Origin of the sequence: Mesorhizobium sp. B2-1-3A (assembly GCF_006442655.1) — a bacterium.
In the GTDB taxonomy this organism is placed as follows: Bacteria; Pseudomonadota; Alphaproteobacteria; order Rhizobiales; family Rhizobiaceae; genus Mesorhizobium.
The window spans coordinates 13,052-36,992 of record NZ_VFWK01000015.1 but is presented as its reverse complement, the minus strand read 5'-3'; the positions used below and the strand labels follow the sequence as shown (position 1 = coordinate 36,992).

The window sequence follows — 23,941 nt, the reverse complement described above, 5'->3', positions numbered from 1 at the left end:
GCCCCGCCATGGGGCTATTGGCGATTATCGTTGCTCAAGTGCTGGACCCGGTTCGGGTCATCGGGCTTTTGGTGCTGTTCGGTTTGACGCGGCTGGCAGAGAACAAGGGAACCGGATGGTTCGCCCTGGCAGTTGGCTATCTTCTGATTTCGATCGTCTGGCCCGGCATATTGAACGGATGGACCGGGCCGCTGGCCGCCATGAGGTTCGTGGCTGGTTTTCTATCGAACGCCATCATTTTGGGGCTGGCGTTTCTCGTCACCCGGCTCTGGCGCCGCTAGTTGCAGACTTCCGAGTTGGCGCGGCCGTCCCAGTCGATACGGCAGTTCTGCGCACCGCTGCCGCTTGGTGCTGTGCCCGTCATTAGGATCAACACGCCGCAGACGACGAAGGCAGCGCCAAACTTGCCGACCTTGGCCATGTCACCCTCCAAGAAGCCGCCGACGCAAAACAGCGCCAGGGCGAGACCGACAATTCCAAGGACACCAGCGAGCATCTATTTCTTTCTTGTGTCGGGCAGGTCGAGCGCATCGCCCGTCGCGGCCTCGACCTTATCGAACAGAGAGCGAAGATAGAACAGGTTTTGCGCCGGCACCAGTTGGCGCAGCTTATGCAGATCCGACTTCGTGGTGTCGCCAGCAAAGATCGAGCCGGATACCTGAAAGATGTCGGACACGGCATCCGCCGTGGGCCCGAGGAAGGCACCGGTGACATTGCGGCTGGCGTAGCGGGAAACCTGTTTTCCGGTGATGGCTGAAAACCCCACCCTGCCCCGCGTGGCCTTCTCCGCGACATTGTTGGCGTCCATGAGCCATCCGGTCAGGCCGGACTTGTCCAGCGCCTCGACGGCCCACTGCTTGGGGTCGTCCGACACCGGCTGGCCTGAAATGCTCTGCCGCGCCCAATAGGTCATGGCGCCGAGCCCCAGGGACAGCATGACGCCGTTCAGCGTGGCCGCATCGCGCTGCTGCAGCCCGGTCAGCATGGTCTTCTGCATCGACGAAATGCCGAAGCTCTTGAACTGGCCTACCGCCTTGCCGAGCTCCGTCGACATCCACAGGGGCTTGTCCTGGCCGGGTGAGACGATGGCACGGTCAACCTCGCGCACCACGGCGGCACGGAAGGCTTCGCGCGCCTCGCGATCCGTCCAATCGCCAGCCTTTGCCAGCAGCACGCCATCCTGATTGTCGCCGTGCGCGCCGAACTGCTTTGTGATGCGCTCGGCCAGGTCGGCATCGATCCCGCTCGAGGCAAGATTGCGGATGTCCCTTGCCGTCCCCTTGCCGCCGGCGACACGCTCCGCAGACCGGAGGATATTGGTCATGGTCAGCAGACCGGTGAATTGCTTCAGCGTGGCATTCCATGGCGCCATGAGAGACACGACACCGAACCGGGTCGAGAGCGAAGCAAGCCCGCGCTCGAATGCCGAGTGCCGACCGAAGTCATCGGTGATGTCGGCCATCGCCATGGCGCGGCTGTCGAGCACCATGTCAAGGGCGGTGCCGGCGTCTTTCACTTCCTGAGCCGCCAGCCGGAAGGCTTTGAAATTCTTGACCATCGGAATGAACCCATCCCGGAAGGTGCTGGTCAGGCCGTGGGCGAAGACAATCTTGCCGAGATCAGGGATGGCGGAAACAGTCATGCCGCCCAGCAGGCGCAGATAGTTGATGTTGCGGGCGATCTTGCCTGCGCGCAGCACCAGCGAATCAGGGTTGGATGGCAATGCGTACTGGCCGCGCAGCCGGTCGCGGATGCCGGAGAGATCGCGCACCGCAGCCTTTCGAGATGCCTCGATCCGCTGGCGGCCCTTCTCCGTCGTCTCGCCGGCAATCTTGGCGTTCGCCTCGTCGTTGATCTTGCGGAGTTGCTCGGCCAAGTCGACCGAGCCGAACTTGCGGGCCAGTTCCACATCGGCTGACATGGTGCGGACCTGGGCGCGCAAGACCTCCTCGATATCGGTGTTGAGGAAATCCTGTATCTTCCGGCTCTCGATGTTGAGCACGCGCTCTTTCAGGGGACCGCGAGGGCCAGAGACGATATCGTAGGGAATGCGGCTGTCGGCATGGCCGAGGATGCTGTCGATCGTGTCGTCGACAAGACCCTTCACCTCACCATCCGACAGGTTGCCGTATTGCGCATCCCGTTCGGCCTGTGCTGCGACCTTCGGATCGATCTTGCCGTCGGCGCCAGCTTTCTTGGCCAAAGGCGATTCCGCGCGCTTTGCCGCCGCATTGCGCTCGGCGATGAAATGGTCGTTCAGCACCGCCGAGAATTCACCGCGGCGCGCGATGATCTTGTCCTTGTTGTACATGCGGAAAAGGTGGCTGGTGTCGCCCTTGATCGCGACGTCTTCCGGCAGGAGCCTGGCCTCGATCGCTGCCTTCTTCATGGCGTCGTCGAGTTGGCGATAGACCCGCGCCGCCTCGGCGACCTGGGCAATCGGATGCTGTTCCCCCGAGAAAGCCGCCTTGCCGACCTCCTCCTTGAACTGCTTGTAGGTCAGGCGGTCGGTCGAGCCGCGTACCCGGTCGAACTCGGACTGCATCGGGGCAAGGAAGCGCTGGAATGCAGTCGGCTCCGGAGTGCTGTAGAAATACCGGGCATAGCTCGTATCGATCTCGCGCAGCGCAGTCGCCAGCGGCGCGTGCCACATCTTCATCCGGGTTTCCACCGCGCCACCGCGCTCCGTCGCCACACCGGCGGCATTGTCTGCATATTCCAACGGAGTTTCGGCAAGGCCGCGCACTGCTTCCCGGCCGGCGTCCAGTTCGTTCAACTGCAGGCGGATAAGCGGATCTTGCCGGTTGACGACGGGCAGCTTGGAAATGAACGCCTCGTCCTTGAGGGTGAGAGGCCCGGTGTCTCGCGCGGCCGCGCCGGCGGATGAGCCCTTGCCCATGTTGGCGAATTCGCGGTCAGCCGTGGCGAACGCGGTATCCTGTCCTTCGATCTTCGTCGACAGGGCTCGGCTGCTCGTGCTGTCCAGATAGCGGCCCGCCAGCGCGCCAAGCGCGCCGCCGAGGACAATGGAGCCGCCGATGTTGAGAGCGCTCTCCTCGGGCGTCCTTGTGGACTGCGTGGCCTGTAGAATTCCCTCGGAGACCGCGGTGTCGACGCCGGCGCCCAAGGCAACCCGTCCGGCCATGGCAAGCTTGCTGCCACCGCCTATGGCCAGGCCACTGCCGAATGAGGCAAGGGTGGGCAGATCAATGACGCCGGCCGCCATCTGGGCAATCGTGCCGGGCCAGCCGGCGGCGGCCAGCGTGCGGTTGTCCTTTATCTCCTGATCGATGACGATCTTCTGCGCATCGGCCGCGCGACGGTTTCGGATACCAGCGAACGACGTAACATAGGGCGCGTATTTCGGGTCGTCCTTCACATAGTCGATGGCATTGAAGCCCTCGCCGCCTTCGTCGACGACTGAAGGATCAGGGATGCCAGATGCAGCCATGGCGGAGCCGATGGTGTTCTGGGTCCGAAATGCCGCGCCCCATGTCTGGAGCGTCGACGGCGCGGGCACAGGTTCGTCAACCTGAATGTTGCTCAGGTCGCCAATCGGGCGCTTTTCGTCGAGGAACGGCATTACATCGCGCTCCGGCTCATTTTTTCGGCACCTTCAAATGGAGCGCGTCCTTAACCTCTGCGCGTGACGGTATGCGCCAGAAACTCGAACCTTCGCTTGTTGCGGCCGGGATGTCGGTTGGGATATTCGCGCCGGGCGCTGGCTTGGGCGCGGGTGTCGCCTGTCGCGGCGGCAACGGCTCTCCCGTCAGAATGTTGACGTCATAGAGCGCGTCGTTCTGCCGGGCGTTTTTCGTGGCCTCGTCCTGCGCCTTGGCGCGGTTCGCCTCCTGATTGGCCAGCATGTGGCTGACGTCGGGCCGCCAGACCTTGCCGGGGATCGTCTGGAGATTGCCGTTGGCATCCTTCCACATGACCGCATATCCCGGAAGCCGCCCGGCCTTCACATCGGCTTCGGTTTCAGGCGTGGTGACAAGCCGGACAGTCGACGGGTCGATAGCCAGATCGCCGCGATAATACTTCTCCTGGGTCTGATGGAGCGCCTGCGCATAGGCGTCCGCGTGCTCCGGAGTGTCAAACTTGCCTAGATGCTGCCCCGTCTGATGGTAGAGCGCGATGGCTTGATCGTCCGAAAGGATCTTGCCGTCGGGCGAAACCGTCGGGATTAGGATTTCCTGGCCATCCTCCTCGAACGACATCGATCGCACCGTGCTGACCGAACCATCTGCATTTTTCACTTGAGGGCGGTTCGCCAGATCAATGTTGCCGGCCTGCATCCTGCCTTCGAATGCCGTGATCGGCCCCGGCGGGCCACGCCCAGAGAACTCATCAATATCGCTGTGCAATTGCGCTTTGGCATAAAGGAAGGGATCGGCACCAACGCCCAGCGGCCCGCCGGCGACGTCTTCCTTCGGCCAGTAGCGCTCAGGTGGGTATTTCACGACGGTCGCAGCGCCACTAAGCCGCGACACGCCATAGAGCGTCTTCATCTGCTCGAGTGCGCGGTTCTTGGCGAGGTCGGGGTTTCCATTGGCGGAATAGAACTGGTCCTCGGCGATGGCGAGAAAGTCCGCCTTGATGCCCGCCTCCTGCAAGGGGTCGAGCCCGAGCGCCGGCGCGCCGTTGAAAAACCAGCCGTCCTTGAACTCGGACGACAGATCGACATCGCCCATGGTCTTGAGGAATTCCTTCGCCGCCGGTTCCAACACCTTGCGGTCGCGCTGCTTCGACGGATCGGCATTGTCAATCATGCGGCGCGCGGCTTCCTCGGGCGGGAGGTTCAGCTTGTTGACGTAGTAGCTGAAATCCTCTGCGGCCTTCTGAACCTCGTTTCCGCCATCGCGCCGGCCGAGGATGGCCGGATCATAGGCCACGATCTTCTGCGCGGTCTGCGCGGCGGCGATCACCTGGCCGGGGTTCTGGCTGGAAAGGCCACGGCGCATGTCGTTGATGATCGGCTGGGGCACTACGCCGGTCTGCTGGATGATGGCCGTGGCGATATCGGCCTGGCGCTCCAGCGGCACATTGCCGGCGGCCGAGGAATAGAGCTTGTCGGCGCGCGTCTTGTCGGCGCTGCTGTAGGGATCGAGCGACAGGGAGTTGCTGTTCAGTGCGCCGAGATCGGCCTGCAGCTGGATCGCGCCCTTGTTCTGCTCGTTGAAGGAGCGCAGAAGAGAAGCCTTGTCGCCGTCGTTCAGCGTCTTGTCGCCAAGGATCAGCGCCGGGTCGGTCATCTGGCCGGAGGCAATGCCAAGTTCGAACCGGTCCTTATAAGCGGTATAGTCGGCTTTCTGGGTCGCAAGCGAGGCCGCCTGCTGCTGGCGATATTGCACATCGGCCTGGTTGGCGAGGGACAGCCGGGAGTCCGGATCAAGCCCGGCGAAGCGCGGGTCGACCTGGCCGGCGCGCGACGTGCCGGCGGCGCTCCCCATCTTTTTGTCAGACCATGCGATGGTATCGGCGACCGACATCCCCCTGAGAAACGGGTTGGCGTTGACGACATCCTGCCCGACGATGCTGACAACCGGCGCATTCGGATCGGCTTTCAGCACATTGACCGCGCCGCCTGGCCCGAGGAAATGCGCGAGGTAGATGTTCCCGGGCGTGGTCTGCAAACCGCGATTGGTCAGATAGTCAGCGTTGTCCTGCTGATAGGCCTTGGTCATCTCGCGGCCGAGCGAGGCATCACCCTTCAGGGCAATGATCTGCGCCGCGCTCTTGCCGGCCGCGATGTCAGGGCGGTGCTGGCGAACCGTCGCCACCCAAGTGCTATCGAGGAACTGGCCAACCCCTGATGCCGACGACTTGGGGTTTTTGGCGTTCGGATCGCCGCCGCTCTCAACGCCGATGATCTTGTCCGTGACCTGATCGACCGCGGAACCGCCCGTTTGCTGGACCGGTGCCAAGCCAAGCGCCGCGCGTGCCCGGCCGGCGAACGTCGGGTCTTTCTCCAGCATCGACTGGAACAGGCCCTTGGTGGCGCTCTGGTTCCAGTTATAGGCCGCCTTCTCCTTGTCGAGCGCCGACATGCCTGAGGCGGCAATGCGGTCGAGGCCGTTCTGTTTGAACGCCTCATAGGTCTTGGTGTCGTTCGGGTCGCTCTGGAGGATGCTGTTCAGCAGTGTGTCCTGCGACTTGGTGAGTTCGACCTGTTCGTAGGCCTGCCGGCTCTGGTACTGGACGGTCGCCATCCGGTTGGAGCCCGCAAGGCGCACGGCCTCCTTCGTCGCCAGAAAGTTGGCGCGCTGGCTTTCCGGCACCTTCTGCGCATATTCGTCGAATAGGGTGTCGAAGGCGCCGGGCTTTACCGGACGTCCGTTAACATCCATCTGCCCGTAGACGCTGTCATGGATGCCGGAACCGTCGGCGGGGGCATTGCGGGCGGCTTCGGCTTCAGTCTCGGCCAAGCGCTGACGCAGCTCGTCGTCGACGACACCGGCATCAAACCGGTCCTGCTGATCCTGCACCGCCTTGAAGTGCTCGGCGACCTGGGAAAGCTCATTGCCGGCGCCCTGCAACGCGCGGCCGATCTCGCCGCCGCCCGGATACTGGACAACGCTTCCGGTATCGAGCGACCGGCTTGCGACTTGAAGCGGGATGACAGCCATTATGCGAATGCCGATCCGCCGAATTTCACGGCTTTCTTCGGGTCATAGAGATTGGAGATGCCGGAAACCAACGTGCTGCCGGCATTGATGATGCTGGCGCCCATCGCTTGCTTGCCGCTGAACCGGGAGATGTCGGCCTGGGTGCGAAGGTTGTTCTGCCGGAGCGCCGAGCCGTACTGGATGGCCTTCAGGTCAAGCTGGTTCTGCCGGGCATTCGCGGCCAAGACTTCGCTGGGCGAGCCCTGCACGGCCACGCCAGAGGCGCCGACGGCAGCGCGAGCCTGAGCCGCCAGCAAGTCCTGCTTACGCTTCTCCTGCGCGGCCTCGAACGCTGCGGCTTGGCCGTCGGCCTGAGCCTGCTGCTCGTAGGCCTTGGCCTGCATGTTGGCCATTTGCTGCTGCTGTGCGCCGGACGCGACAGCCCCCACTGTCGAGATGGCAGTGCCCGCAAGGCCGAGGAGGGCGAAGGTGCACATTCTCTACGGCTCCGCGTCAAACACTGGTGTCATGGCCCTGATGGTGCAGGGTGTCGGGTTCTGGTGGCGGATGCGAATGCGCCCCTGCCCTTCCCAGCTATCGTCGATCGGAACGTCGATGTTGCCGGTGAAAAGGTTGGCCATGCCGTTCGGCGCGACCACTGAGGGAATGTGAACCGGCTCCCATTTGCCGCGAAGCAGCGAGGAGATGGTCAACCCGGTGGTGTCGGTTTCCATCAAGGACAGGATGACCTTGGCGACCTTCTTGCGGCGGCCGACGATCGATCCGTCCTTGCCGCCAACGTCCAGTTCCAGCGTGTCGGCTGCGGAGACGTAGGGAAGCCCAACGGACCATTTCGCCGCGGTGACGCCGCCAGGCAATGTCACGGCGCCCGCCGATACCGTGAGGCCCTTGTAGACCTTGCCATCGGCCAATGCGTCGACGACTTGGCCGTTGAGGTGCGACAGGCCGGAAACAGTGCCCACGGCAGCGCCCGAATAGAGCAGACCACAGTCGACCTCGAAAGCGTCGGCGATCGCGCCATATTCGAACGGGGCGGTCTTCACCTCGATATAGCGCTTGGTGACGCCGCCGATCGTGCGCTTGACGATCAGCCAAAGGTCATCGTTCCCATCCTGGCCGGGTGTCACGGTGGCGCTCTCGACAATGCCCCAGGCCGAACCAGAGAAAGTGCCGCCGATGTCGTGGCGGTGCATGCCCCTGACATCCTGCGAGGGCTGATGGGTGTATCCGCCCAACTCCCCGTTATCAAGGGGGAAATACAGCATCGGGTCTGGATCGGTCTGGAAGGCCAGCTCGACCACGCCCTTCTTCGGGATGTGCTCCGAAATCTGCCCGATGTCGTCCGAGGTGAAACGCCCGGTATTGGCCTGCGAGAGTTCGGCGATCGACTGGCGCGATCGTGTCACGTAGAGGAACGATTGGCCGGCATCCACCGGGCGAATGCGCGAGCAGCCGGCGGTGCGGGACCGGCGGTTCTTGAACGAAGATGGTGTCAGCGCTTCATCGACACCCGAGCCGGAAAGCGCGCGCACGCCACCCTGGGTTCCGATCAGAAGGGCGCCATCCGATTCCGCTATCCATGTGATGTCGTTGGCCTGGCCGCCACCGGCCTGCAGGAACTCCAGCGCGTCGTCATCTTCCTCGCCGAGGGCGAAATTGTTGAAGTCGCCGGTCGCCGAGGCATAAACGGAAAACTTGCGGCTGAACGCAAGACGCTCCTCGTAAAGCGTGCCGCTGTCGAGGTATTTCCCTGGGACAAGAGTGCCGAGGCGCCAGCGGGTGATCGGGCTCAGGTCGCGGAGCGCGAAGCCGTGCAGCCGGATGGTGACAACCGTAGTCGACACCCGCGACACGATCTCTGCCCAGCGCCAGCGGCCATCAGATCCGAACAGGCGGATTGCCCTGCCCACGTCCGTCGTCTGGAACCCCGTCCCGCCATTGATGCCGGCGGTTGACGATGCCGTGAGATTGAAAGGCGTCTGGGTCGTGGCGTCGTTGTTGTAGCCAATTTCCGAAAACCCGCTGTCGGCCGAGCCGTCGACGGACTTCCACGAGAACCGGATATATTCGTAGGGCGCCTTGTTATAGAACTCGTAGTAGCGGGTTTCGCCGCCGGACCATCCGCGTTGCCCGGTCTGGCTATCAAGGATGACCCAGGTGGAACCGTTGTTCGATCCCGACACATCCCAGATGGTCGGATTGCGATCGAGCGCCGAATTCGTGCGTGCCGTGAAATAGTAGTTGTTGACGATGAGCTGCGCGCCGCCCGGTTGCCGATAGGTGACGAAGCCGCTGGTGGCTCCGCCCGCGTTGGCGTCGGTGCTCGTATCCTTGTCGAAAACCGCGTATTCCGGGCCGACGGTGCCGGACACCGTTCCTGACGGCGTCGTGTTGCTCGTCATCTTCGGCGTGAACGAGCCGTAATCAGATGGCGTCAGCGTCGTCGAGGTGTCGTTGATGTCGTCGTATGGGCCGTCCTCGATCTTGTAATCGTCCAGGGTCCACGTGGTGTGCGCAGTGCGGGTCAGTACCTTCAACGGGTAGCTGCCGTGCGTGATCCACATCTGATCGGCGGACTGCACATATTGGAGATTGAACAGGTCAGCCTCGAGATACGGCGAGGAGACTTCAACAGTCCCGACGCGAGCGCCGTAGGCGTAGACCCGGATATACTGGTCGCCGAATTCGAGCGCGTAGGCTTGGTCGGCCGAGAAGATGAACGGGATCAGCCGCGTCTTCTTGGCGGAGGTCTTCACCTCGCCAACGAAATACGTCCCGCCCCGCTTGCGCAGCCCGCCGTGAGGCAGCGTGACGAAGTTCTCGCAACGCGACAGGCCGGCGCGGTACAGGTCCAGCGAGGCGCGCGCATGCAGGCGCGGGCTGATCTCGCCCCTGACGAACGTATCCTGAAGCGGGTAGAGCGTGGCCACTCAGCCCCTCCAGAGGCGATTGTCGCCGCGCTGGGTCGACCATGCCGACAGGTTGAGCCTGCCGGCCCGCTGAATGGCCTGCGCGTTCACCGCCGCATCCACAGCCCGATCATAGGCCGCGCGCGCCACATCGATCATTCCGGCCTTGTGTGTGAGAGGGTGAGCCACCTTGACCGCCAGAGCGGCCACCAGCACATCGGTGAACAGCGCATCCCAGTCGTTCGGGTCGGTCAGGTTCGCCACATAGCGGATGACGCGCGGGCTCGTCTGGTCTGAATAGATGATGTCCGCCTCTTGGCGCCATGAGATCGGCACACCGTTGGGCTCGCCGTCATAGGTCAGCGGCAGCGGGCGGAGGCAATCGGCGGGCAATTCATAGGCCCAGTTCAGCGTGCAGTCGCCGGAGCCGGTATCCGAGCCGACCACGGATGCGCGCAGGATCGCGAAGACCCAGGCGTATTTCGTCAACTCGGCTTCGCGGGTCAGGTCATAGTGCAGATTGAGCAAGCGCGCCGCCTTGATGTCCTGATCGAGGCTATCGATCGGGGCTTCGTCCAGCGTGGCCAAGGCCATGTTGGCGACATCGACGGGCGTGATTGCCATGAGGTCAAACCTTCAGCGAGGTGTGGCGTGGGCGGTGGCGCGGGCGGCCGCGATTGTCATACAGGACAACGAACGGGCTCGGGTTCAGCGCCTCGGCTGCTTGCCGGAACATCTTGCGCGCGCGGCTCACAGGCCTCGGCGCAGCCGAGGGCGTGGCTTCTGCAGCGAGAACAGGCTTGGCATCAGCCGCGATCGGCAATGGGTTCTTTCGCGGCCTGCCGTTCGGGCGGCCGGTGGGCTTGTAGGGCATGCTGTCTCCATGACGAAAAGGGCGGACAGCCGAAGCCGCCCGCCCGTTGTCAGCCTTGATCAGGCTTCGGTGGTCTTGAGGGCCAGGAACGTCATGCTCTTGACGCTCGACGCCGTGCGGTCCCAGTTCGCCGCGGTCGCCAGTTCTGCATCGGTGGCAAACTGGCCAGCGACGGAGGCGGCGAGGAAGCGGGTGCCGGGGACGTGCGGCACGAAGTGGCGGCGAGCCACCATTTCCGTGACGCCACCACCATGTGCCTGGCGCGGCTTGCGGTCGAATTCGAGGGGGCCGCCCTCGGTATCGACCGGAAGCTCGTTCCACATGATGGCGTTGTTCTTGAACATGAACGCCGTGTAGACGCCGGCCGAGTTCGGGATGTCGTCATCCACCACCACGCGATACTGCATGTAGTAGGGGATCATGACGCCGCCCTGCTGGGACGACGGCACGAAGTCGATGAGGTCGGCGAGCTTCAGCGCCTTCATCTGCTTCGAATGCATCCAGATCGTCTTGAATTGGTCAGCGCGGTCGCCATAGAGGTAAGCGGCCTCGATGATGTCGGTGTCGACGATGGATGCACCGGTGGTGCGGATCATGTCGCCGGAATCGTTGGCGGCGTTGTCCGCCAGCACGCCGGCAAGGATCTTGATCAGCGTCAGCTTGTTCGCGCGCTGCCAGTAATCGGTCTGGCGGCGAACGATGACCTTCTGCGGATCATCGCCGGCAAGGATGCTGGTCAGGTCCGGGATGCCCCAGGCCTGCGCACGCACGTTGCGGGCGGCAGTCTCGCGGCGGGAGCCGATCTTCTTCATCTCGATCGAGTCCGTCGGATCGTCGTTGACGGGCTCGGAAGGATCGTTGCCGAGGTCTTTCCAGCCGGGCATGTCGACGACGCGACCACCCATCGAAAGCTTCGATGCTACGGCCGGGTCGGAAAACAGGATGCCGGCCTGGTAGATTTCAAGGGACTGAACGTGCTCCTCGAAATTGTACTGTGCGTAAACGGACGGGACGATCGAGTCCGTTACTTTGGTCCATGCGTCTGCCATTGTGGCGGTCTTTCCTTAAAATGCGAAGCGCCGAAGGCCCGCCTTAGCGGGGGTTGTTCGGGAACCAGACGTTGACGTCTTCGCCGGCCTCTCGGCACAGCCGCTTCGCGCGTTCGGGGTCGCTTTGGATCAGGGTGGAAATCGCCGTGGGGCTGACGATCTTTCCGTCGGCGCCACGCTTGAACGGATTGTCTCCGCCGCGCGCATCGCCGCCGTTGATCGTGTCCTCCTTGAACATCGCCTCGCCGACCGCATGGAAAGCTTTCGCGATCTGCGGATCGGTGAGACTGCCGTCGGCCAGGAGAATGCCCTTGGCCTTGTAGGCATCGACGAGACCGAGGCCTTTCATCGCCCGGTTGGCCACCTCCAGCTTCTCCTTGAAGCCTTCGCTGGTTGCCGGTCCCCAATCCTTCACAAGGTCGTCGTGGGTCTTCTCGACCGATGCGGCGACGGCGACTTGCTGCGCCTTCGCCATCTCGGCCATGTGACCGGCGAACTTGTCATGAAGAAGCTGCGACTGCTTTGCGCTGACGCCTGCTTCCACCATCCAGGCTTTGGAGGTGGTCGCGAGGCCGTCGTCGTAAGGCAGATCAGCGGGGAGCCCTTCCGGGCGCTTGAACTCGATCTTGTCTGCCGATTCCACCGGGCGCATTGCCTCGGGAAGCTTGGCGTGGAACTTCGCCCATTCTTCCTTTGGTGCGTCCGGGGCTGGAACCGACACGGAGGTGCCGAGCTTCTGTTCGAGGCTCAGTGCCGCCGAGACGATGTCTTCGTGCGATTTGTAGCCCTTGGTATCGACCCACTTCCGGGCGCCTTCGGAAAGACCGGAGAATGGACTTTGTTCGGTCGTGACAGCGGACCCGTTGTCTGCCGTAACCGCTGGCGTTGCAGGGGCGCCCGCCGGTGGATCGACCACCACGGACCCGGCTTCTGCCTGATCTGTCATAAGAGATGTTCCTTCGATTGAGCGGCTCACCCAGCCGCAGGGCCGTTAAACGTTGTCGCCCCAGTTCTCCCAGAGCAGCGTGATGAAGCCGGTCACGGCGAGCGTGCCGTCGGCGTCGATGTCGGTACCGGTAGCGAACGCCACATTGAGGAACAGGTCGATGGCTGTGCTGGTGCCGTCGAGCGTGGCCGGCGTGACCACATCGGCAGTCGAAGCCGTCGAGAGCGCCGTCGTGGCGCCGTCCAGCGTGCGCGTGGTAGTGGCGATGAAGTTCTGCATGGTGGTCGCCAGCGTGGCGCTGGAGGCCGCTGCGGAGCCAAGGCCCCAGGTCAGGGAGGCGCTGTCGTTGATGGTCGATGCGCGCGTGGTGAGCACGGCGAACTGCAGCTTGGCGGTGCCGCCGTTGATCCTGATCTTGCCGTCGGCGAAGTCAAACAGCTTCTGACTGGCATAGGCCAGCGCATCCGTGACCACGATCTGCATCGCATTGAAGGTCAGTGTGGTCTTGAAACGGTTGCCGGCGCCTTCGGTCTTGATGGCCAGACCGGCCTTGGGAACGGCAACGCCTGCCGATCGCGCGGCGGCACGGTTAAGGGTTCGCGGAAGTCCACGGGGCATGAGCGTATTCCTTCATTCTTGGGAGGGATTGAACGGCTGTCCGCGCCGCGCGGTAGAACTATCTGCCTTCGAGCCTTGCGGCCTTTTCGAGGGCGATCAGGGCGTCATCATCCATCGTGAGGAAGCCCATGATATGCTGGAGGACTTCCGCGCGGGCATTGGAGAGCGCGCTGTGCAATTCGAAACCATTCGGTGTTTTCGTCCTCGCCATCCATTCGGCATAGGACGGGCGACGGTAATAGCCTGTGACGCTCGCCAGATCGGCCAGCACCATCTCGCCATCCTCGCCAGAGAAGATGCGCAGATAAGCCTTGGTCAGCGCGTCCTGTGCCTTAGCCGGGCCCCCTACAGCGCCAGAGCGGGCGAATGGCCTGCGCTTCATGCTGTGCCCTGCGGCTGCACCATGTTCTGCAGGCCATCCAGCAAGCCGCTGTCACGCGCCTGTACGGCGGTCGGTACGGCATCCTTGGCGACGCCGGCGGCGTTGGTGATGGCGGCCATACCCTGTTGCGCCTGCTGTGCCTTGGCGCGCGCATCGCGCATGCTGTCGACCTCTTCCTTGCGGCGGAAGATGCGCTGTGGGCTGCGGCCGGCGCCAGCAACCACCTTCAGCGCCTCGTCGCTGTCGATGTTGTCCATCACACTCGGGTCGGTCTGCGCCATCTGCATGGCCGTGGTGATGACCTGTATGGTGTCCTTGGCCTCTGCGGCCTTGCGCAGCACGTCGAGCGGGCTGGTGAAGGTCGGGCGGACCTGTTTGCCCGCAAGGCTCTGAGGCGGCAGGAAACGGCTGTCCTGATCGTAGAGGCCCTTTGCCTCGAGGATGGACAGTTCGCGATCGAGGTTCGACGCAAACCCCGCCTGGATGATCGAGCCTGAGGGCCCGAGCAGCGCGCCCTTCTCTTCCTGCCTGATCAGCGCCTCGGTCGCCGTCATCTGCGGGTTTTGAACGAGCGTCTGGAACAGGTTGACATAGAGCATGTCGCGGATTTCCTCCGCGCGGTTGGCCGCATAGTCGAACGCCGGTCCCGGGTTCTGCCCCGTCACCAATGGTACGATCATCGGCCGCCCGTTGTCGTCGATCATCCCCTCATAGTTTGCTCCGGGGTTGAGTTCTGGCACGAAGTCCAATCGCGCCTTGCTGGCGGTGGCCGGGTCAGTCACCTGTTGCAGCGCGCGCAGTCCGGAGCGGCGCACCGCATTGACCTCACGCACGGTGGTCAGAGCTTCAATTGTCGGCGAGATGCCGTAGGTGTCACCCTCGTACCGGCGCCAGTTGAAGCAGGACACCGGGAAAGTGCGAAACCCGCTCTCCTTGGTGATCTGCGCCTCTTCCTCGATCACATGGTAGGAGACAAACGAGGTGTCGAGATAGTCATAGGTGCCGGCCAGATTGTACATCTTGCGCTCTTCGCGCGGCTTGATGCACTGGATCAGGCTGACCTTCTGGTCGCATTTCACCGGGTCGTCGACCAGCATCCGGATCTTGCCGGGCAGTTTGTCATAGCCGAACAACTGGGCGCACTGGCGCGCAGTGCGCTCATACTTGCGGTGGAAGGTGTCAGCCTGGCCCCACCGGTTGCGGCCGAGGTAGCCCTCGACAACCGGGATCGAGGCGTAATGGATCAGCGTACCTCCGAACCCCTCTTCCGCATAGAGGTACGCCGGGCCATACCGGACCACGTTCCTGAGACAGGCTTGCGTGGCGGGCACGAAGTTGGACGTCGCCGAATAGCGCAGAGAGAACAGGAAGTCGCGCAGCCCCTCGGCCCATTCCTTCTCTTCGTCGGTTTCCGCGTCGTTCATGGCGGCGGTCGACAGGCCGTGCCACTTCTCCGACTGCGGGATGATCAGGCTCTCCAGCCCGGCAGCAAGCCGGTTGGCGGCGCTGTTGATCGTGTTGTCGTAGACGCGCGAGCCTCGGCGCTCGGAGCGCTCGGGCTGCGACGTGCGGACATTCGATCCACGGTTGGACCAGATGTCGGGCGCGTCAGGGTCGCAGAACTCGGCGACCTGTTCCCACACGCTCTCATAGTCCGAGCGCTCGGTTTCGAACTCGGACTGGCGCGACAGGACGTCGGTGGCGCGGCTGTCGCCCATCAGGTGAAGTTGCCCACTGCGATCACGGACACACCGGCACCGGTGGTGATCTTCCATGCGCCGGCGGCCGACTTGACGCCGAGATAGACATAATAGGAGCCGATGCCGCTACCGGGCGAATTCGGAAACACGGTAATCGCGGAGCCGGCGCCGTCCTTGATCTGCACCTGGGCAGTGGCGGCGGTCGCCACGACGCACAGCAGTCCCTCGAGATAGTCCCCGATCTTGCCTGTCGTGCCCATCACCTGATCGGCCTGGGACGCGGCAACGGTTTCATATTCGCCGAGGCTCGGGCCGCGATTGATAGCGCCGCCGCGATTGGCCGTGGATGAGCGTCCCATGATCAAACCCCCAGCAGGACGCGCTTCTGGCCAACAAGGTCAGATGGCGCGAGATCGGTCTTGACGGTGTTGGCCGTGCCGTCGTTGGCCTTTAGCTGGGCCTGCACGGCTGCGGCGCGAGCCTGCACGTCCTTGTCGTCGGCCGTCGGCGCGACCGGCAGCGGCTTGAGTTCAGGCGGTTTTTGAAAGAGACACATTGGCCCAAGTTTCCCTTGTCCAGTCGAAAAGGATGAAGTCCTCACCATTGCGGCCGTAGCCGGTCAGGTGGCAGCGTTCGGTCGCGCCGAGGCGGCTGAGCCAGCGGACGGCAAGATCGTTCCCAGCAAGCGCTCTCGCCTCGACACGCCATGCTCCGCGAGCGGCGACATCAGGACCGAGGACGGCATAGAAGAATTCGGTTATGCGCGGGACACAGCGGCGCATCCTCACCGTGCCCCAGCTCCAGGCTATCCAGAGGCCGCTACGAAGCTCACCAGCGCCAAAGGCCGCTTCCGGGTTGCCATCAAGCTCGGCGACGTAGGCGAAGCCCTGCATGGCTGTCAGCGCCAGTGTGGCGGGCGTCCAGTCGTCAAGCTGACAATCGACCTCGGCGTGATCCTCTGGCCGCAGATTGGCGGCGATGTAGCTCAGGTCGCGGAGGTTGCCGCCAATGATACGGACGGTCATTCTCTGACAAGAATCTGCCTAGCCAAGGCGAACTGCCTGTCGAGCCAGCCGATTTGGTCGGGCGTTTTATAGTCTGCACCCCATAGTGTGGCTTTCCCCGATTCCTCAACCGCGAGCACCAAGACCAAGGGTGAGGCAGTCCCTTTGAGCAGTTTTCGCAACGTCCAGTCGGCGGAGGACGTCATAGTCGTTACCTGTTCGACACGCTCCGGCCCGCGTGCCTGCTCCGGCACGGGCTCCCTGACCCATTCGCCTTCTGCGCTTGCGGTGACACCGCATTGAGCACATTCGAGGTGCTGATCGCCATAGACTTTGAACGTCGAGCAGCCACAGTCACAAACCCATATGCAAGGCTCCGGCTTGGTGAAACTGATAACATTGCTCACCGCATATCCCCCAACGGATCGCTCATCTTGGCGCGTGCCGGGCGCTCCGGCTCTACAGGCTCGATCTCTTCCAGCAGTTCGCCGCCCGGAATAGTGAAGGGATGCGGGCTTTCAGCAATGACGTGGCCGGTGCCGTCGATCTTCAGGTAGCGATTGCTGTTCTTGTCGAAGCGCTGAACGAAGCTCATCGGAACGCTCCTAACGGGTCACTCTGCCCCCGCGGCTTCTTCGCTGCCGACCACACTGACGGATCCACTTCCGCCTTGCGAAGCATCATCACGCCGTAGCGGGTGGCGGACATGACGTCATCGCGCAGCTTCACAACGACGCCATCCTTGCGGTGGTACAGCCTGAATTCGTCAAACCAGTCGTTCAAGGTGTCGAAGACCTTGAGGCGCCCGGACTGCGTGCGGTCCAGCATTTCCATGATGCCGGCCTCGACCGAGACAGAGCCGTCCGAGAACTGCGCGTGCGTCCCCATCATGTTCAGGCCATGCTCGCGATACTGGTTGGCCAGTGCGATGCCGGCGCCTTCCAACGTCTCGCGGCGACCGTCACGCGGCCATGCCCATGGCAACCAGGCGCCCCACGGCTTGAGCGTGATCGACTGCATCGCCGGGCTCTGGTGGCTCGCCCTGTGGCATTTGGTGACGTAGACGACGTCAGCCTCGGTATCCCAAGCCAGTTCAACCGCGGCGGACGGGTGGTCCCAACCGAAGTCAAGAGCCCCGAGGCGCGGCCAATATGGCGGCAACCGGAACGGCGCGACCTTGATGCTTTCTTCGGCCACCGGGAAGATGCGACCTGAACCGAGAACCGGGATGCCTTTGGCGCGCGCTTCCCGCTCATGCTCTGGATAGGCCGCGACGATCGCTTCACGCTGTTCTGGCGAATAGTGCTCCGCGTCGTCGATCGTCATGAACGTGACGTGGCGGCTCATTTGCCCTTCACCATCTGCTCGACCTGCTCAGAGGTCAGGAACAGCAAGACCACATCCGACATACCCAGGAGCGGAGTGAAGGTGACGATGGTGATGCCATCCGTCGCGTTCGTCCGGGTCAGGCCCTCCGTATAGATGTCGAGCGGCGGCTCTTCATCGAACCAGACACCATGGAGCGTTTCCCCCTGCCACTTCTCGCGGCCCTTTTCATAGGCCTTGAAGGACAGCACGCTCTCGCCGGCCTGGGTGTCGCCGCCGCCGCCGTGGCGCACCACGATATTGTCGAGAGCGCCTGGCACGCCGCGCGCAAGCGAGGTGTCAATGATCGCGTCACCCGGTATCAGACCGGTGCCCCATGCACCCTGTTGCTGTGGCGGCCCGACAAGGACGCGCTGCGGATTGTCCCGCGTGCTCTCTCCCGTCACCCCGGCCGCCCACATGCGCACCGGCGTATCGAATACCCTGCCCTTCCACCAATCCGGATAGCGCCCGGTCAGGTGCATCGCCCATTCCGCGCCGCCGGCCTGCGTCTTGCCCAACTGGTTACCCGCCATGAACAGGCGCTCCCGGTTGGTGGAGCCGGCGGCGTGAAACTGGGCCTGCTTCGAATAGGGCTGGTACTGCTGGAGGAGATTAGTGCGTCGACGCCGGTCCAACTCCCCCAAGAGCGCCAGGTATTCCTTCAAGGAAGGGGGCAAGGAGCCCGTGGAGATCACGGATGCGGCTTCTAAGCTCGTCATCGCTCAGTTCGTTGAGGTGGTTGACGTTGACATTGAGATCCTTCGGAAGGATCGAGGCGACGACCTTCAGGTATTGGTCCGGCTTCTCTTCCCGAACTTGCGCAATGACAGCCGCGCCATGGGTCTTGAAGTCCTCATGCATCGCCTCGAGGAACGCCTCCCCGAGAGCGTTGCGCGATCCCTTGGGCCTTCCGTTCGGGTTGCCGGACTGCCCCGGCTTGAACTTCAGGTCATCCCGAAGGTGAGCAGGCAGCTTTTCGGCTGTAGGTGCAGCCTCGTCCGCCATGTCAGCCCTTGGCCGCCTTGCCCTTGGCCGCCGGCGTCTCGTCGACCTTGGCGATGCCCGGAGCGCTCCGGAGCGAGGAGCCAGCCGATCCTTCCGGGAAGCCGAACCCGCCGATACTGTCGACCGGGCCGCCCTTGATCATGCCGATGAGAACACCATCAGCGACCTTGACCGCCTTGGCATTGGGGCCGACATCGGGCGCGGCGCCTTCGATCTGCGCAATCGCGCTGACTTCCTGCTCGCCGTCGTTGTTGGTGATGAGCGTTGCATATCGGGTCATGGGGACTTCTCCTGGGGTTGCCCTCAAACTGGGATCAGCCGAGTTCGCGAAGGTCCTGCGCTTCGGCTTCGAGAATTTGCGCGGCATCTTCCGCCGACATGCTGGTGAGCATGAGGGCGATACAGGCCTCGAGATACGTCGTTGACGCGCGCCTCAGATAATCCGCCACCGCTGCCTCGGACAGTTCATCCAGCCGGCGGATGTTTTCGGACATGGGCGCTCCGGGATAATCACCCCGCCCGCGTAGCGGGTGCCCTTTGATCCAGAAGTTCAGGGAGGTGCCGGGGCTTTGCATCCTCGGCGCGCCAGTGATTGGCGTAGGTCACCGAAGATATCTGTTCTGGATCGACTTCTGCCGTGATTTCGGACACGACGTCAACGACCACTGTCAACCGAACCATATGCTTTCGGTTGAGATCGTCCGCAATCTGTTGACACACCTGGGTTATCTGGCGGCGCAAAGTTCGGTTGTTCATGCCCTCGCGTGAGGCAAAGTCATTGATCGAGCGGCCGCGACGGACCTTCACCCAGGCCCAGGCATAGATAAGCACGCGGTCGGCCTGCTCGGGGAGGCTGTTTATCCAAGTCCATGTCTCGGGCATGCGGTCGATCGCTTCACGGCTCGGGCGGCTCTTGTAGCGCGATGGCTCCGATCCGTAGGCCTCCCATTCGCGCACAGGTGCCGGCATGGCGCTTCCGTAGGATTTCGGCCCTCGGACATTAGGCAAGAGCATAAGTGTCTCTGCCGCCTCCAGCAGGCGGTGCTCGACGGCTTTCGGGGTCCATGCGGAATAGCTCATGGTGCTGCGCCGCCGGTTTTAGCAGCAATCCAGTCCCAGGCTAGGTCGTCCCTCGACTTCCCTGTCAATTCCTTCAGAAGTCCGTCAAGCTTCTTGGCTAGAGGCTGTTCAGAGTATCGGCAGTTGTAAAGTGCGTCGACCGCTTCGCGCAGTCCTTCGACTAGGCGCTGCTCAGTTTCTGTCATGCTGCCCTCATCCATTCGAGAAGATCGCCCTGCAATGGCTCATAGAACTTGATCGACAGCAGAACGCGGATCACATCGGTTGTCGCCACCGGGCAGTTCATTGCCCTCGCCTGCCGGCGCATGTCACCGAGATCCACGGCATTGAAGTCGTCGACCAGGCTTGGCCGCTTCATCAGGTCGGGCTTTCTGGCGATCACCGAAGACACCGCCTTGATCATGTCGGCGTAGAGTTCGGCCGCATTAACCTTCGTCCCGGTCATCAGCATCAGAACCAGGCGCAAATGATCTTCGCCATGCTCCTGCCCGATCTCGCGCAATGTTGGCTTGCAGAAGCATTCGCGCGGCTTCCTGCTCGTCGGGCTGTGCTCGAACCCCTCGCGCAGGATCACCCCACACTGCCGGGCCACGCGGTAGATGTCGCAGGGATGCTTCATGCTAGCCCTCGTTGCTTGAGCGCGTGATAGATGGAGGTGTGATCTTTGTGGAAAAGGTGCCCGAGTTGCTGGAGCGAGATCATCGGCCGTGCGGCCTTCACCGCGGCGATGGCGTCAAACCTTGCCTGGACCACTTTCCGGCGCCTGCTCTTGCCCAAGATGTCGACATAGGTGAACCCATGCTGGCGGGCGACATCGGCGATGATCCGCTGGTTCTCGGTGCGCGGGATGACCAGTTTGACCACGTTGTTGATCTGTGGCGCCGGCGCTGCCTTCCTCTCCGGCTGCTCGAGCGGCAATGAAAGGCCACGCTGCTGTGCGAGGCGCTGGGCGCCGGCCTGGGTGCGTGAGTATCTAGCGATGAACATTTACGCTCGCCTCCGCTCGATCTTAACCTGTCTGCCTTTGACGACGATCGCCCCAAGCGCCTGCTCCTGCTGTGCTGCCTCTCGGGCCGCGCGCTGCTCATGCCAATCGGCGAGGCCGAGGACGTCTTTCGCTTCGGTGACTTCGCAGCGTATCGGAGGGTTCAGGCGCTCCCTCACATAGTCCTTGGCGGCGTTGAGAGCCTGGCCGGCTGTCATGAAGGGTTCGCCACCAGGGATGAAGCGGAAGGGCTGGCTATCGAACAGGCGGTATGAGCCGCGATAGCCGCCACGGACGGGCACGGCGTTGAATTCTGGAAGGAAGTCGCCGGTCATGCTGCGGCTCCTGCAAACAAATCGCCTTGGCGTGCCACCTTCGTCAGACGATCGACGGCGATGTTGAAATACTTCTCATCCTCCTCGATGCCGATGAACCCTCGACCGGCTTTCATGCAAGCCTCGCCGCACGATCCGCTACCCATGAAGGGGTCGAGGATTACTCCGTCCGGAAGCTTGCGCATGAGTTTGGCCAGCAGACCGACCGGCTTTTCATTAGGATGCAGCCGACCGTTTTTTGCCATCGACTGCACCGGCGGATGATAGACGACATTGCTCCCGTCGCGCGTGCCGACAAAGCCGGTGCCCAACACGTATATTTCCTCGCTTGAGGGTTTCCACGGCAGCGACAGGTCTCCCATGCCAAGAGCGCCGCCCTTGTCCCAAACGAGCACCATCTTGGTCCCAGAGGGCGGTTCCTTCTTTCGGGACCCGAAGACGAGCATAGGCACCTCGGGATTAATTCGAGCGAGCGCGCAATCACGGACTCGGGTGTCCTGGTCGTTCCGGATGGTCTGCTCCGACCACAGATCATCGGTGGCGTGACCGCTTGTGTAGGCAATGCCGTACGGCGGGTCGGACAAAACAGCTGCGTATCCAACCAAAGGGAGCACCCGCAGGCAGTCTCCAAGGATCAGCCGACAATCGCCGATGATTTCCTCGCGGCGGATCGCGCTCATGCCTTCCCTCCGTTCCTGATCTTCGCGATGGTCTCGATGGGAGCCAGGCAGTATCCAGAGGACCCAGGCCCGCGTGTCGCGAAAGGGATCGTCCACCCGTACTCTTCGATCCTGGCTCGCACTTTCATGATGTGTTTGCTGATGGTCGACTGCGCCGAAGTCGGGCCCCCATCCGGGTCATCGGCATAGACGATATCGATCAAGCGTTGCGTCTCGACATGGTTGGGATAGGCGTCAACCAGCACTTCGATGATGGCACGGCGCACGGCTCCGTTGATGGGCGCGCTATACAGACCCTCGATCGGGGCGCGCTGGCTGGTCTCATGGCCACATGTGGGACAATGGATGGTCATCAAAACAGCCCCGGCTCATTGCGCTCGGCCTCATCGGCGCTGCGCTTGGACACATAGCGGGTGAATTCCTTCTCGAACCGAAGGCGATACCAGCGGGAGGGATCGGCGAAGCGGGCCTTCAGGGCGCCGACCTCTGCCTCATCCTCTTCCCATTTCTCTCGAGCGAACCGAGCTCGGATCTTGTCCTCGTCCTTGGCGTCGTCGGCTGTCGCCAGTTGCGCCTTCAGGTACTTGTGGCCCCGGTAGAGGTAGAAAACCCCGTCGTAATCCTCCTTGCCGGATTCGCCGCCGTAGATATCGGCATCGATCGGGCGGGGGTTCTTGCGCTTGGTGCCGAAGGATGAGCGCTGCATGAGGTTGAACCAGACCAGCCCGAGATCGGATGCGATCTGCTTGAACACGCCATTGGCCTCGGCCGCGATGCGCCCCTCATGCGCGTTTTCGTTCCGGGGCTTCACCTTGCGGGAATGGTCGAGCACCACCAGGGCGGGCTTGTCGAGCCTCCGGAAGCGCTTTCCATGCAGACTGCGGATATAGGCCGCCAGTTGCGCGGAGCCGTCCACCGAGCTGCTGCACTTCCTGATGAACAGCGGGAGTTTCTTGATGTCGGCCAGCGCGTCGAGATAGGTGCTCATCTCCCGTTCGGTCAGCGTCCGATTGCGGATGCGTGTGTTCTCGATGCCGGTGCGCTGTGAGGCGATCTGGTCGACGCATTGCTCTTCGGACTGGTCGTAGGAGAGAAACGCCACGGGGTGGCCCTGTGTGGCCGCGTGCCCCATGATCTGCAGTGCGAGACTTGTCTTGCCCTCGCCCGAACTGGACAGCATTCCGTACAGGTTGCCGGCCTCCATGTCGCCGCCCATGATTTCGCGAAGCTGGTCGAGGGGAAACGGCACCGTCGGCTTGCGCTCGCTCGCCGTCATCCGCTCCATGATGCCGTCGACAGCTTGTGCGACGGCGCCCTCCTTGCTTTCATCAACCTGGGCCAGCCCGTCGAGGCTGCTCATCACCTCGGCGAATATCTTTCCGGGTGATGTATCTGCCGTCATGTCGCGGAGCATGGAAATGCCATCCTCTAGCCGGGCAATGCCCATGCGGCGCATCCATGCCTCGACAATGGAGCAGCCAAGGTCATAGGCCGCGACCGGTGGCATGGCGTCAGCAATGATGCCGGCGAGATACCGGGCCGATGTCGCCTCCCCCTGCCCGGCTGGGAGATATTGGCGAACGGTCATCGGCGTGATCGCGCGTTTCTCTTCCAGCATGACGCCGATGGTCCGGTAGACCTCAGCGTTGATCGGCTCTTGGAAATGGTCAGGCTTCAGAAACCCCGACACGCGCCAGTAGGCTTCGGAACTCGTCATCAGGGCGCCGAGGAGGCCGCGCTCAGAATCCAGCGCTTCGGGGACTGGTGAGAAATTGCGGTCATGGGCGTTCATGCGGCCCTCGCAATCTTGAACCGCTGGCAGGCCTCGCCGGCCATCGCTATGCCGACGGCTTCCGCAGCGTCCGCGCCTCCCTTCACGTCGATCTTTAGGTGGCGGCAACGCTCAATGGCTGCTTTCTTCCATAGCTTTTCCTCGACGGTATCTTCCCCCTCCCGCTCGACCAGCTTTACCGGCGGCTTGAAGCCTTTACCAAAGAAGAACTTGCGCCACGTCGAGGGTGGTATGGTCTCCCATGGTCGCTTATAGGCGCTGGTGATTACCACGGCGGCGCCTACGAGGCTGTAGAGGAGCATCTGGTTCGGATTGACCGTCTGTATGACCTTCGGCCCGTACATGGTCTGGATCGTCTTCTTGAACGTTTTGATGTTGCGCAGCGGCTCCTCGATGGCAACGAAGTCGGGTTTCTGCTCTTTGAACATGGCGTGCAGCTTGTCGCCGAGCGATGCCGCCTTTTCCTCTGCATTTTCGCCGATGGCTTGGATCAGCCCGGTCTTGATCGAGGACAGCGAGGAGCCGGGCTCGTACCAGGCAAATCCGGTCGTTGTTGCGATGTCGAGGCCGAGGATGAGCATGGGA

General features: G+C 62.8%; 29 protein-coding genes and 1 pseudogene. 1 reads left to right on the top strand and 29 read right to left on the bottom strand.

What is annotated here, in order from left to right; translation table 11 throughout:
* The first annotated feature begins 8 nt into the window (after nucleotides 1-8).
* Nucleotides 9-281 carry a hypothetical protein gene (locus tag FJ977_RS35420; RefSeq protein ID WP_140777419.1) on the top strand — a complete coding sequence of 91 codons (273 nt, stop codon included), beginning with the start codon at nucleotides 9-11 and terminating at the stop codon, nucleotides 279-281.
* On the opposite strand, the gene FJ977_RS35415 is transcribed toward FJ977_RS35420, so the two are convergent.
* The 29 genes and pseudogenes from FJ977_RS35415 to FJ977_RS35270 form a co-directional block, all read right to left on the bottom strand.
* A complete protein-coding gene (locus FJ977_RS35415) occupies nucleotides 278-496 on the bottom strand; it encodes a hypothetical protein (RefSeq protein WP_140777417.1) in 219 nt (72 codons plus the stop codon). The two genes, FJ977_RS35420 and FJ977_RS35415, sit on opposite strands and share 4 nt — an antisense overlap.
* Entirely contained in the window at nucleotides 497-3,583 is a 3,087-nt protein-coding gene (locus FJ977_RS36585) for a hypothetical protein (protein WP_246683436.1), read from the bottom strand.
* Between the two features lie 16 nt (nucleotides 3,584-3,599).
* Entirely contained in the window at nucleotides 3,600-6,629 is a 3,030-nt protein-coding gene (locus FJ977_RS35405) for a lytic transglycosylase domain-containing protein (RefSeq protein WP_140777415.1), read from the bottom strand.
* A complete protein-coding gene (locus tag FJ977_RS35400; RefSeq protein WP_140777413.1) occupies nucleotides 6,629-7,105 on the bottom strand; it encodes a hypothetical protein in 477 nt (158 codons plus the stop codon). Before FJ977_RS35400 ends, FJ977_RS35405 begins: the two co-directional genes overlap by 1 nt.
* Nucleotides 7,106-7,108: 3 nt before the next feature.
* Nucleotides 7,109-9,559 carry a hypothetical protein gene (locus FJ977_RS35395; RefSeq protein WP_140777412.1) on the bottom strand — a complete coding sequence of 817 codons (2,451 nt, stop codon included), beginning with the start codon at nucleotides 9,557-9,559 and terminating at the stop codon, nucleotides 7,109-7,111.
* A complete protein-coding gene (locus FJ977_RS35390) occupies nucleotides 9,560-10,162 on the bottom strand; it encodes a hypothetical protein (protein ID WP_140777410.1) in 603 nt (200 codons plus the stop codon).
* A 4-nt stretch (nucleotides 10,163-10,166) separates the two neighbouring features.
* Nucleotides 10,167-10,412: a hypothetical protein gene (locus FJ977_RS35385; protein WP_140777408.1), complete on the bottom strand. Its 246-nt coding sequence runs from the start codon at nucleotides 10,410-10,412 to the stop codon at nucleotides 10,167-10,169.
* A 59-nt stretch (nucleotides 10,413-10,471) separates the two neighbouring features.
* Nucleotides 10,472-11,461: a Coat protein gene (locus FJ977_RS35380; RefSeq protein WP_140777406.1), complete on the bottom strand. Its 990-nt coding sequence runs from the start codon at nucleotides 11,459-11,461 to the stop codon at nucleotides 10,472-10,474.
* 43 nt (nucleotides 11,462-11,504) lie between these two features.
* Entirely contained in the window at nucleotides 11,505-12,380 is an 876-nt protein-coding gene (locus tag FJ977_RS35375; protein ID WP_246683435.1) for a hypothetical protein, read from the bottom strand.
* Nucleotides 12,381-12,452: 72 nt separating this feature from the next.
* A complete protein-coding gene (locus FJ977_RS35370) occupies nucleotides 12,453-13,025 on the bottom strand; it encodes a hypothetical protein (RefSeq protein ID WP_140777404.1) in 573 nt (190 codons plus the stop codon).
* A 58-nt stretch (nucleotides 13,026-13,083) separates the two neighbouring features.
* Complete coding sequence (locus tag FJ977_RS35365) at nucleotides 13,084-13,407, bottom strand: hypothetical protein (protein ID WP_140777402.1); 324 nt, start codon at nucleotides 13,405-13,407, stop codon at nucleotides 13,084-13,086.
* Nucleotides 13,404-15,125 carry a portal protein gene (locus FJ977_RS35360; RefSeq protein ID WP_140777400.1) on the bottom strand — a complete coding sequence of 574 codons (1,722 nt, stop codon included), beginning with the start codon at nucleotides 15,123-15,125 and terminating at the stop codon, nucleotides 13,404-13,406. The genes FJ977_RS35365 and FJ977_RS35360 overlap by 4 nt, the downstream gene beginning before the upstream one ends.
* Nucleotides 15,125-15,466, bottom strand: a complete 342-nt coding sequence (locus FJ977_RS35355; protein ID WP_140777398.1) for a hypothetical protein — start codon at nucleotides 15,464-15,466, stop codon at nucleotides 15,125-15,127. The genes FJ977_RS35360 and FJ977_RS35355 overlap by 1 nt, the downstream gene beginning before the upstream one ends.
* A gap of 2 nt (nucleotides 15,467-15,468) precedes the next feature.
* Complete coding sequence (locus FJ977_RS36580) at nucleotides 15,469-15,663, bottom strand: hypothetical protein (RefSeq protein WP_246683434.1); 195 nt, start codon at nucleotides 15,661-15,663, stop codon at nucleotides 15,469-15,471.
* Entirely contained in the window at nucleotides 15,638-16,132 is a 495-nt protein-coding gene (locus tag FJ977_RS35350; protein ID WP_246683433.1) for a hypothetical protein, read from the bottom strand. Before FJ977_RS35350 ends, FJ977_RS36580 begins: the two co-directional genes overlap by 26 nt.
* The gene (locus tag FJ977_RS35345; protein ID WP_140777396.1) at nucleotides 16,129-16,518 is read right to left on the bottom strand and encodes a hypothetical protein; all 390 of its coding nucleotides are present in this window, start codon (nucleotides 16,516-16,518) and stop codon (nucleotides 16,129-16,131) included. Before FJ977_RS35345 ends, FJ977_RS35350 begins: the two co-directional genes overlap by 4 nt.
* Nucleotides 16,515-16,706 (bottom strand): hypothetical protein, encoded by a 192-nt coding sequence (locus FJ977_RS35340; RefSeq protein WP_140777394.1) that lies wholly within the window; start codon nucleotides 16,704-16,706, stop codon nucleotides 16,515-16,517. The genes FJ977_RS35345 and FJ977_RS35340 overlap by 4 nt, the downstream gene beginning before the upstream one ends.
* Nucleotides 16,703-18,198 (bottom strand): annotated as a pseudogene (locus FJ977_RS36575) (terminase family protein). The gene FJ977_RS35340 and the pseudogene FJ977_RS36575 overlap by 4 nt, the downstream one beginning before the upstream one ends.
* Nucleotides 18,092-18,484, bottom strand: coding sequence for a DUF5681 domain-containing protein (locus tag FJ977_RS35325; RefSeq protein ID WP_181180178.1), 393 nt, complete (start codon nucleotides 18,482-18,484; stop codon nucleotides 18,092-18,094). The pseudogene FJ977_RS36575 and the gene FJ977_RS35325 overlap by 107 nt, the downstream one beginning before the upstream one ends.
* 1 nt (nucleotide 18,485) lies before the next feature.
* A complete protein-coding gene (locus FJ977_RS35320; RefSeq protein WP_140777388.1) occupies nucleotides 18,486-18,764 on the bottom strand; it encodes a hypothetical protein in 279 nt (92 codons plus the stop codon).
* Nucleotides 18,765-18,798: 34 nt separating this feature from the next.
* Nucleotides 18,799-18,978, bottom strand: coding sequence for a hypothetical protein (locus tag FJ977_RS35315; protein ID WP_140777386.1), 180 nt, complete (start codon nucleotides 18,976-18,978; stop codon nucleotides 18,799-18,801).
* A 16-nt stretch (nucleotides 18,979-18,994) separates the two neighbouring features.
* A complete protein-coding gene (locus FJ977_RS35310; protein ID WP_140777384.1) occupies nucleotides 18,995-19,564 on the bottom strand; it encodes a DUF6362 family protein in 570 nt (189 codons plus the stop codon).
* Between the two features lie 181 nt (nucleotides 19,565-19,745).
* Nucleotides 19,746-20,183 (bottom strand): hypothetical protein, encoded by a 438-nt coding sequence (locus tag FJ977_RS35300; RefSeq protein WP_140777380.1) that lies wholly within the window; start codon nucleotides 20,181-20,183, stop codon nucleotides 19,746-19,748.
* The gene (locus tag FJ977_RS35295) at nucleotides 20,180-20,551 is read right to left on the bottom strand and encodes a helix-turn-helix domain-containing protein (protein WP_140777378.1); all 372 of its coding nucleotides are present in this window, start codon (nucleotides 20,549-20,551) and stop codon (nucleotides 20,180-20,182) included. Before FJ977_RS35295 ends, FJ977_RS35300 begins: the two co-directional genes overlap by 4 nt.
* Complete coding sequence (locus FJ977_RS35290) at nucleotides 20,552-20,884, bottom strand: hypothetical protein (protein WP_140777376.1); 333 nt, start codon at nucleotides 20,882-20,884, stop codon at nucleotides 20,552-20,554.
* Entirely contained in the window at nucleotides 20,881-21,564 is a 684-nt protein-coding gene (locus tag FJ977_RS35285; RefSeq protein ID WP_140777374.1) for a site-specific DNA-methyltransferase, read from the bottom strand. The genes FJ977_RS35290 and FJ977_RS35285 overlap by 4 nt, the downstream gene beginning before the upstream one ends.
* Nucleotides 21,561-21,917, bottom strand: a complete 357-nt coding sequence (locus FJ977_RS35280) for a hypothetical protein (protein WP_140777372.1) — start codon at nucleotides 21,915-21,917, stop codon at nucleotides 21,561-21,563. Before FJ977_RS35280 ends, FJ977_RS35285 begins: the two co-directional genes overlap by 4 nt.
* Nucleotides 21,917-23,356, bottom strand: a complete 1,440-nt coding sequence (locus FJ977_RS35275) for a DnaB-like helicase C-terminal domain-containing protein (RefSeq protein WP_140777370.1) — start codon at nucleotides 23,354-23,356, stop codon at nucleotides 21,917-21,919. The genes FJ977_RS35280 and FJ977_RS35275 overlap by 1 nt, the downstream gene beginning before the upstream one ends.
* Entirely contained in the window at nucleotides 23,353-23,937 is a 585-nt protein-coding gene (locus FJ977_RS35270) for a hypothetical protein (RefSeq protein ID WP_140777368.1), read from the bottom strand. Before FJ977_RS35270 ends, FJ977_RS35275 begins: the two co-directional genes overlap by 4 nt.
* Between the last annotated feature and the right edge of the window lie 4 nt (nucleotides 23,938-23,941).

Excerpts from the sequence above, each read along its gene's own strand:
- FJ977_RS35420 (WP_140777419.1), top strand. The coding sequence starts at position 9 with ATGGGGCTATTGGCGATTATCGTTGCTCAAGTGCTGGACCCGGTTCGG.
- FJ977_RS35415 (WP_140777417.1), bottom strand. The coding sequence starts at position 496 with ATGCTCGCTGGTGTCCTTGGAATTGTCGGTCTCGCCCTGGCGCTGTTT.
- FJ977_RS36585 (WP_246683436.1), bottom strand. The coding sequence starts at position 3,583 with ATGCCGTTCCTCGACGAAAAGCGCCCGATTGGCGACCTGAGCAACATT.
- FJ977_RS35405 (WP_140777415.1), bottom strand. The coding sequence starts at position 6,629 with ATGGCTGTCATCCCGCTTCAAGTCGCAAGCCGGTCGCTCGATACCGGA.
- FJ977_RS35400 (WP_140777413.1), bottom strand. The coding sequence starts at position 7,105 with ATGTGCACCTTCGCCCTCCTCGGCCTTGCGGGCACTGCCATCTCGACA.
- FJ977_RS35390 (WP_140777410.1), bottom strand. The coding sequence starts at position 10,162 with ATGGCAATCACGCCCGTCGATGTCGCCAACATGGCCTTGGCCACGCTG.
- FJ977_RS35385 (WP_140777408.1), bottom strand. The coding sequence starts at position 10,412 with ATGCCCTACAAGCCCACCGGCCGCCCGAACGGCAGGCCGCGAAAGAAC.
- FJ977_RS35380 (WP_140777406.1), bottom strand. The coding sequence starts at position 11,461 with ATGGCAGACGCATGGACCAAAGTAACGGACTCGATCGTCCCGTCCGTT.
- FJ977_RS35370 (WP_140777404.1), bottom strand. The coding sequence starts at position 13,025 with ATGCCCCGTGGACTTCCGCGAACCCTTAACCGTGCCGCCGCGCGATCG.
- FJ977_RS35365 (WP_140777402.1), bottom strand. The coding sequence starts at position 13,407 with ATGAAGCGCAGGCCATTCGCCCGCTCTGGCGCTGTAGGGGGCCCGGCT.
- FJ977_RS35360 (WP_140777400.1), bottom strand. The coding sequence starts at position 15,125 with ATGGGCGACAGCCGCGCCACCGACGTCCTGTCGCGCCAGTCCGAGTTC.
- FJ977_RS35355 (WP_140777398.1), bottom strand. The coding sequence starts at position 15,466 with ATGGGACGCTCATCCACGGCCAATCGCGGCGGCGCTATCAATCGCGGC.
- FJ977_RS36580 (WP_246683434.1), bottom strand. The coding sequence starts at position 15,663 with ATGTGTCTCTTTCAAAAACCGCCTGAACTCAAGCCGCTGCCGGTCGCG.
- FJ977_RS35350 (WP_246683433.1), bottom strand. The coding sequence starts at position 16,132 with ATGACCGTCCGTATCATTGGCGGCAACCTCCGCGACCTGAGCTACATC.
- FJ977_RS35340 (WP_140777394.1), bottom strand. The coding sequence starts at position 16,706 with ATGAGCTTCGTTCAGCGCTTCGACAAGAACAGCAATCGCTACCTGAAG.
- FJ977_RS35325 (WP_181180178.1), bottom strand. The coding sequence starts at position 18,484 with ATGGCGGACGAGGCTGCACCTACAGCCGAAAAGCTGCCTGCTCACCTT.
- FJ977_RS35320 (WP_140777388.1), bottom strand. The coding sequence starts at position 18,764 with ATGACCCGATATGCAACGCTCATCACCAACAACGACGGCGAGCAGGAA.
- FJ977_RS35315 (WP_140777386.1), bottom strand. The coding sequence starts at position 18,978 with ATGTCCGAAAACATCCGCCGGCTGGATGAACTGTCCGAGGCAGCGGTG.
- FJ977_RS35310 (WP_140777384.1), bottom strand. The coding sequence starts at position 19,564 with ATGAGCTATTCCGCATGGACCCCGAAAGCCGTCGAGCACCGCCTGCTG.
- FJ977_RS35300 (WP_140777380.1), bottom strand. The coding sequence starts at position 20,183 with ATGAAGCATCCCTGCGACATCTACCGCGTGGCCCGGCAGTGTGGGGTG.
- FJ977_RS35295 (WP_140777378.1), bottom strand. The coding sequence starts at position 20,551 with ATGTTCATCGCTAGATACTCACGCACCCAGGCCGGCGCCCAGCGCCTC.
- FJ977_RS35290 (WP_140777376.1), bottom strand. The coding sequence starts at position 20,884 with ATGACCGGCGACTTCCTTCCAGAATTCAACGCCGTGCCCGTCCGTGGC.
- FJ977_RS35285 (WP_140777374.1), bottom strand. The coding sequence starts at position 21,564 with ATGAGCGCGATCCGCCGCGAGGAAATCATCGGCGATTGTCGGCTGATC.
- FJ977_RS35280 (WP_140777372.1), bottom strand. The coding sequence starts at position 21,917 with ATGACCATCCATTGTCCCACATGTGGCCATGAGACCAGCCAGCGCGCC.
- FJ977_RS35275 (WP_140777370.1), bottom strand. The coding sequence starts at position 23,356 with ATGAACGCCCATGACCGCAATTTCTCACCAGTCCCCGAAGCGCTGGAT.
- FJ977_RS35270 (WP_140777368.1), bottom strand. The coding sequence starts at position 23,937 with ATGCTCATCCTCGGCCTCGACATCGCAACAACGACCGGATTTGCCTGG.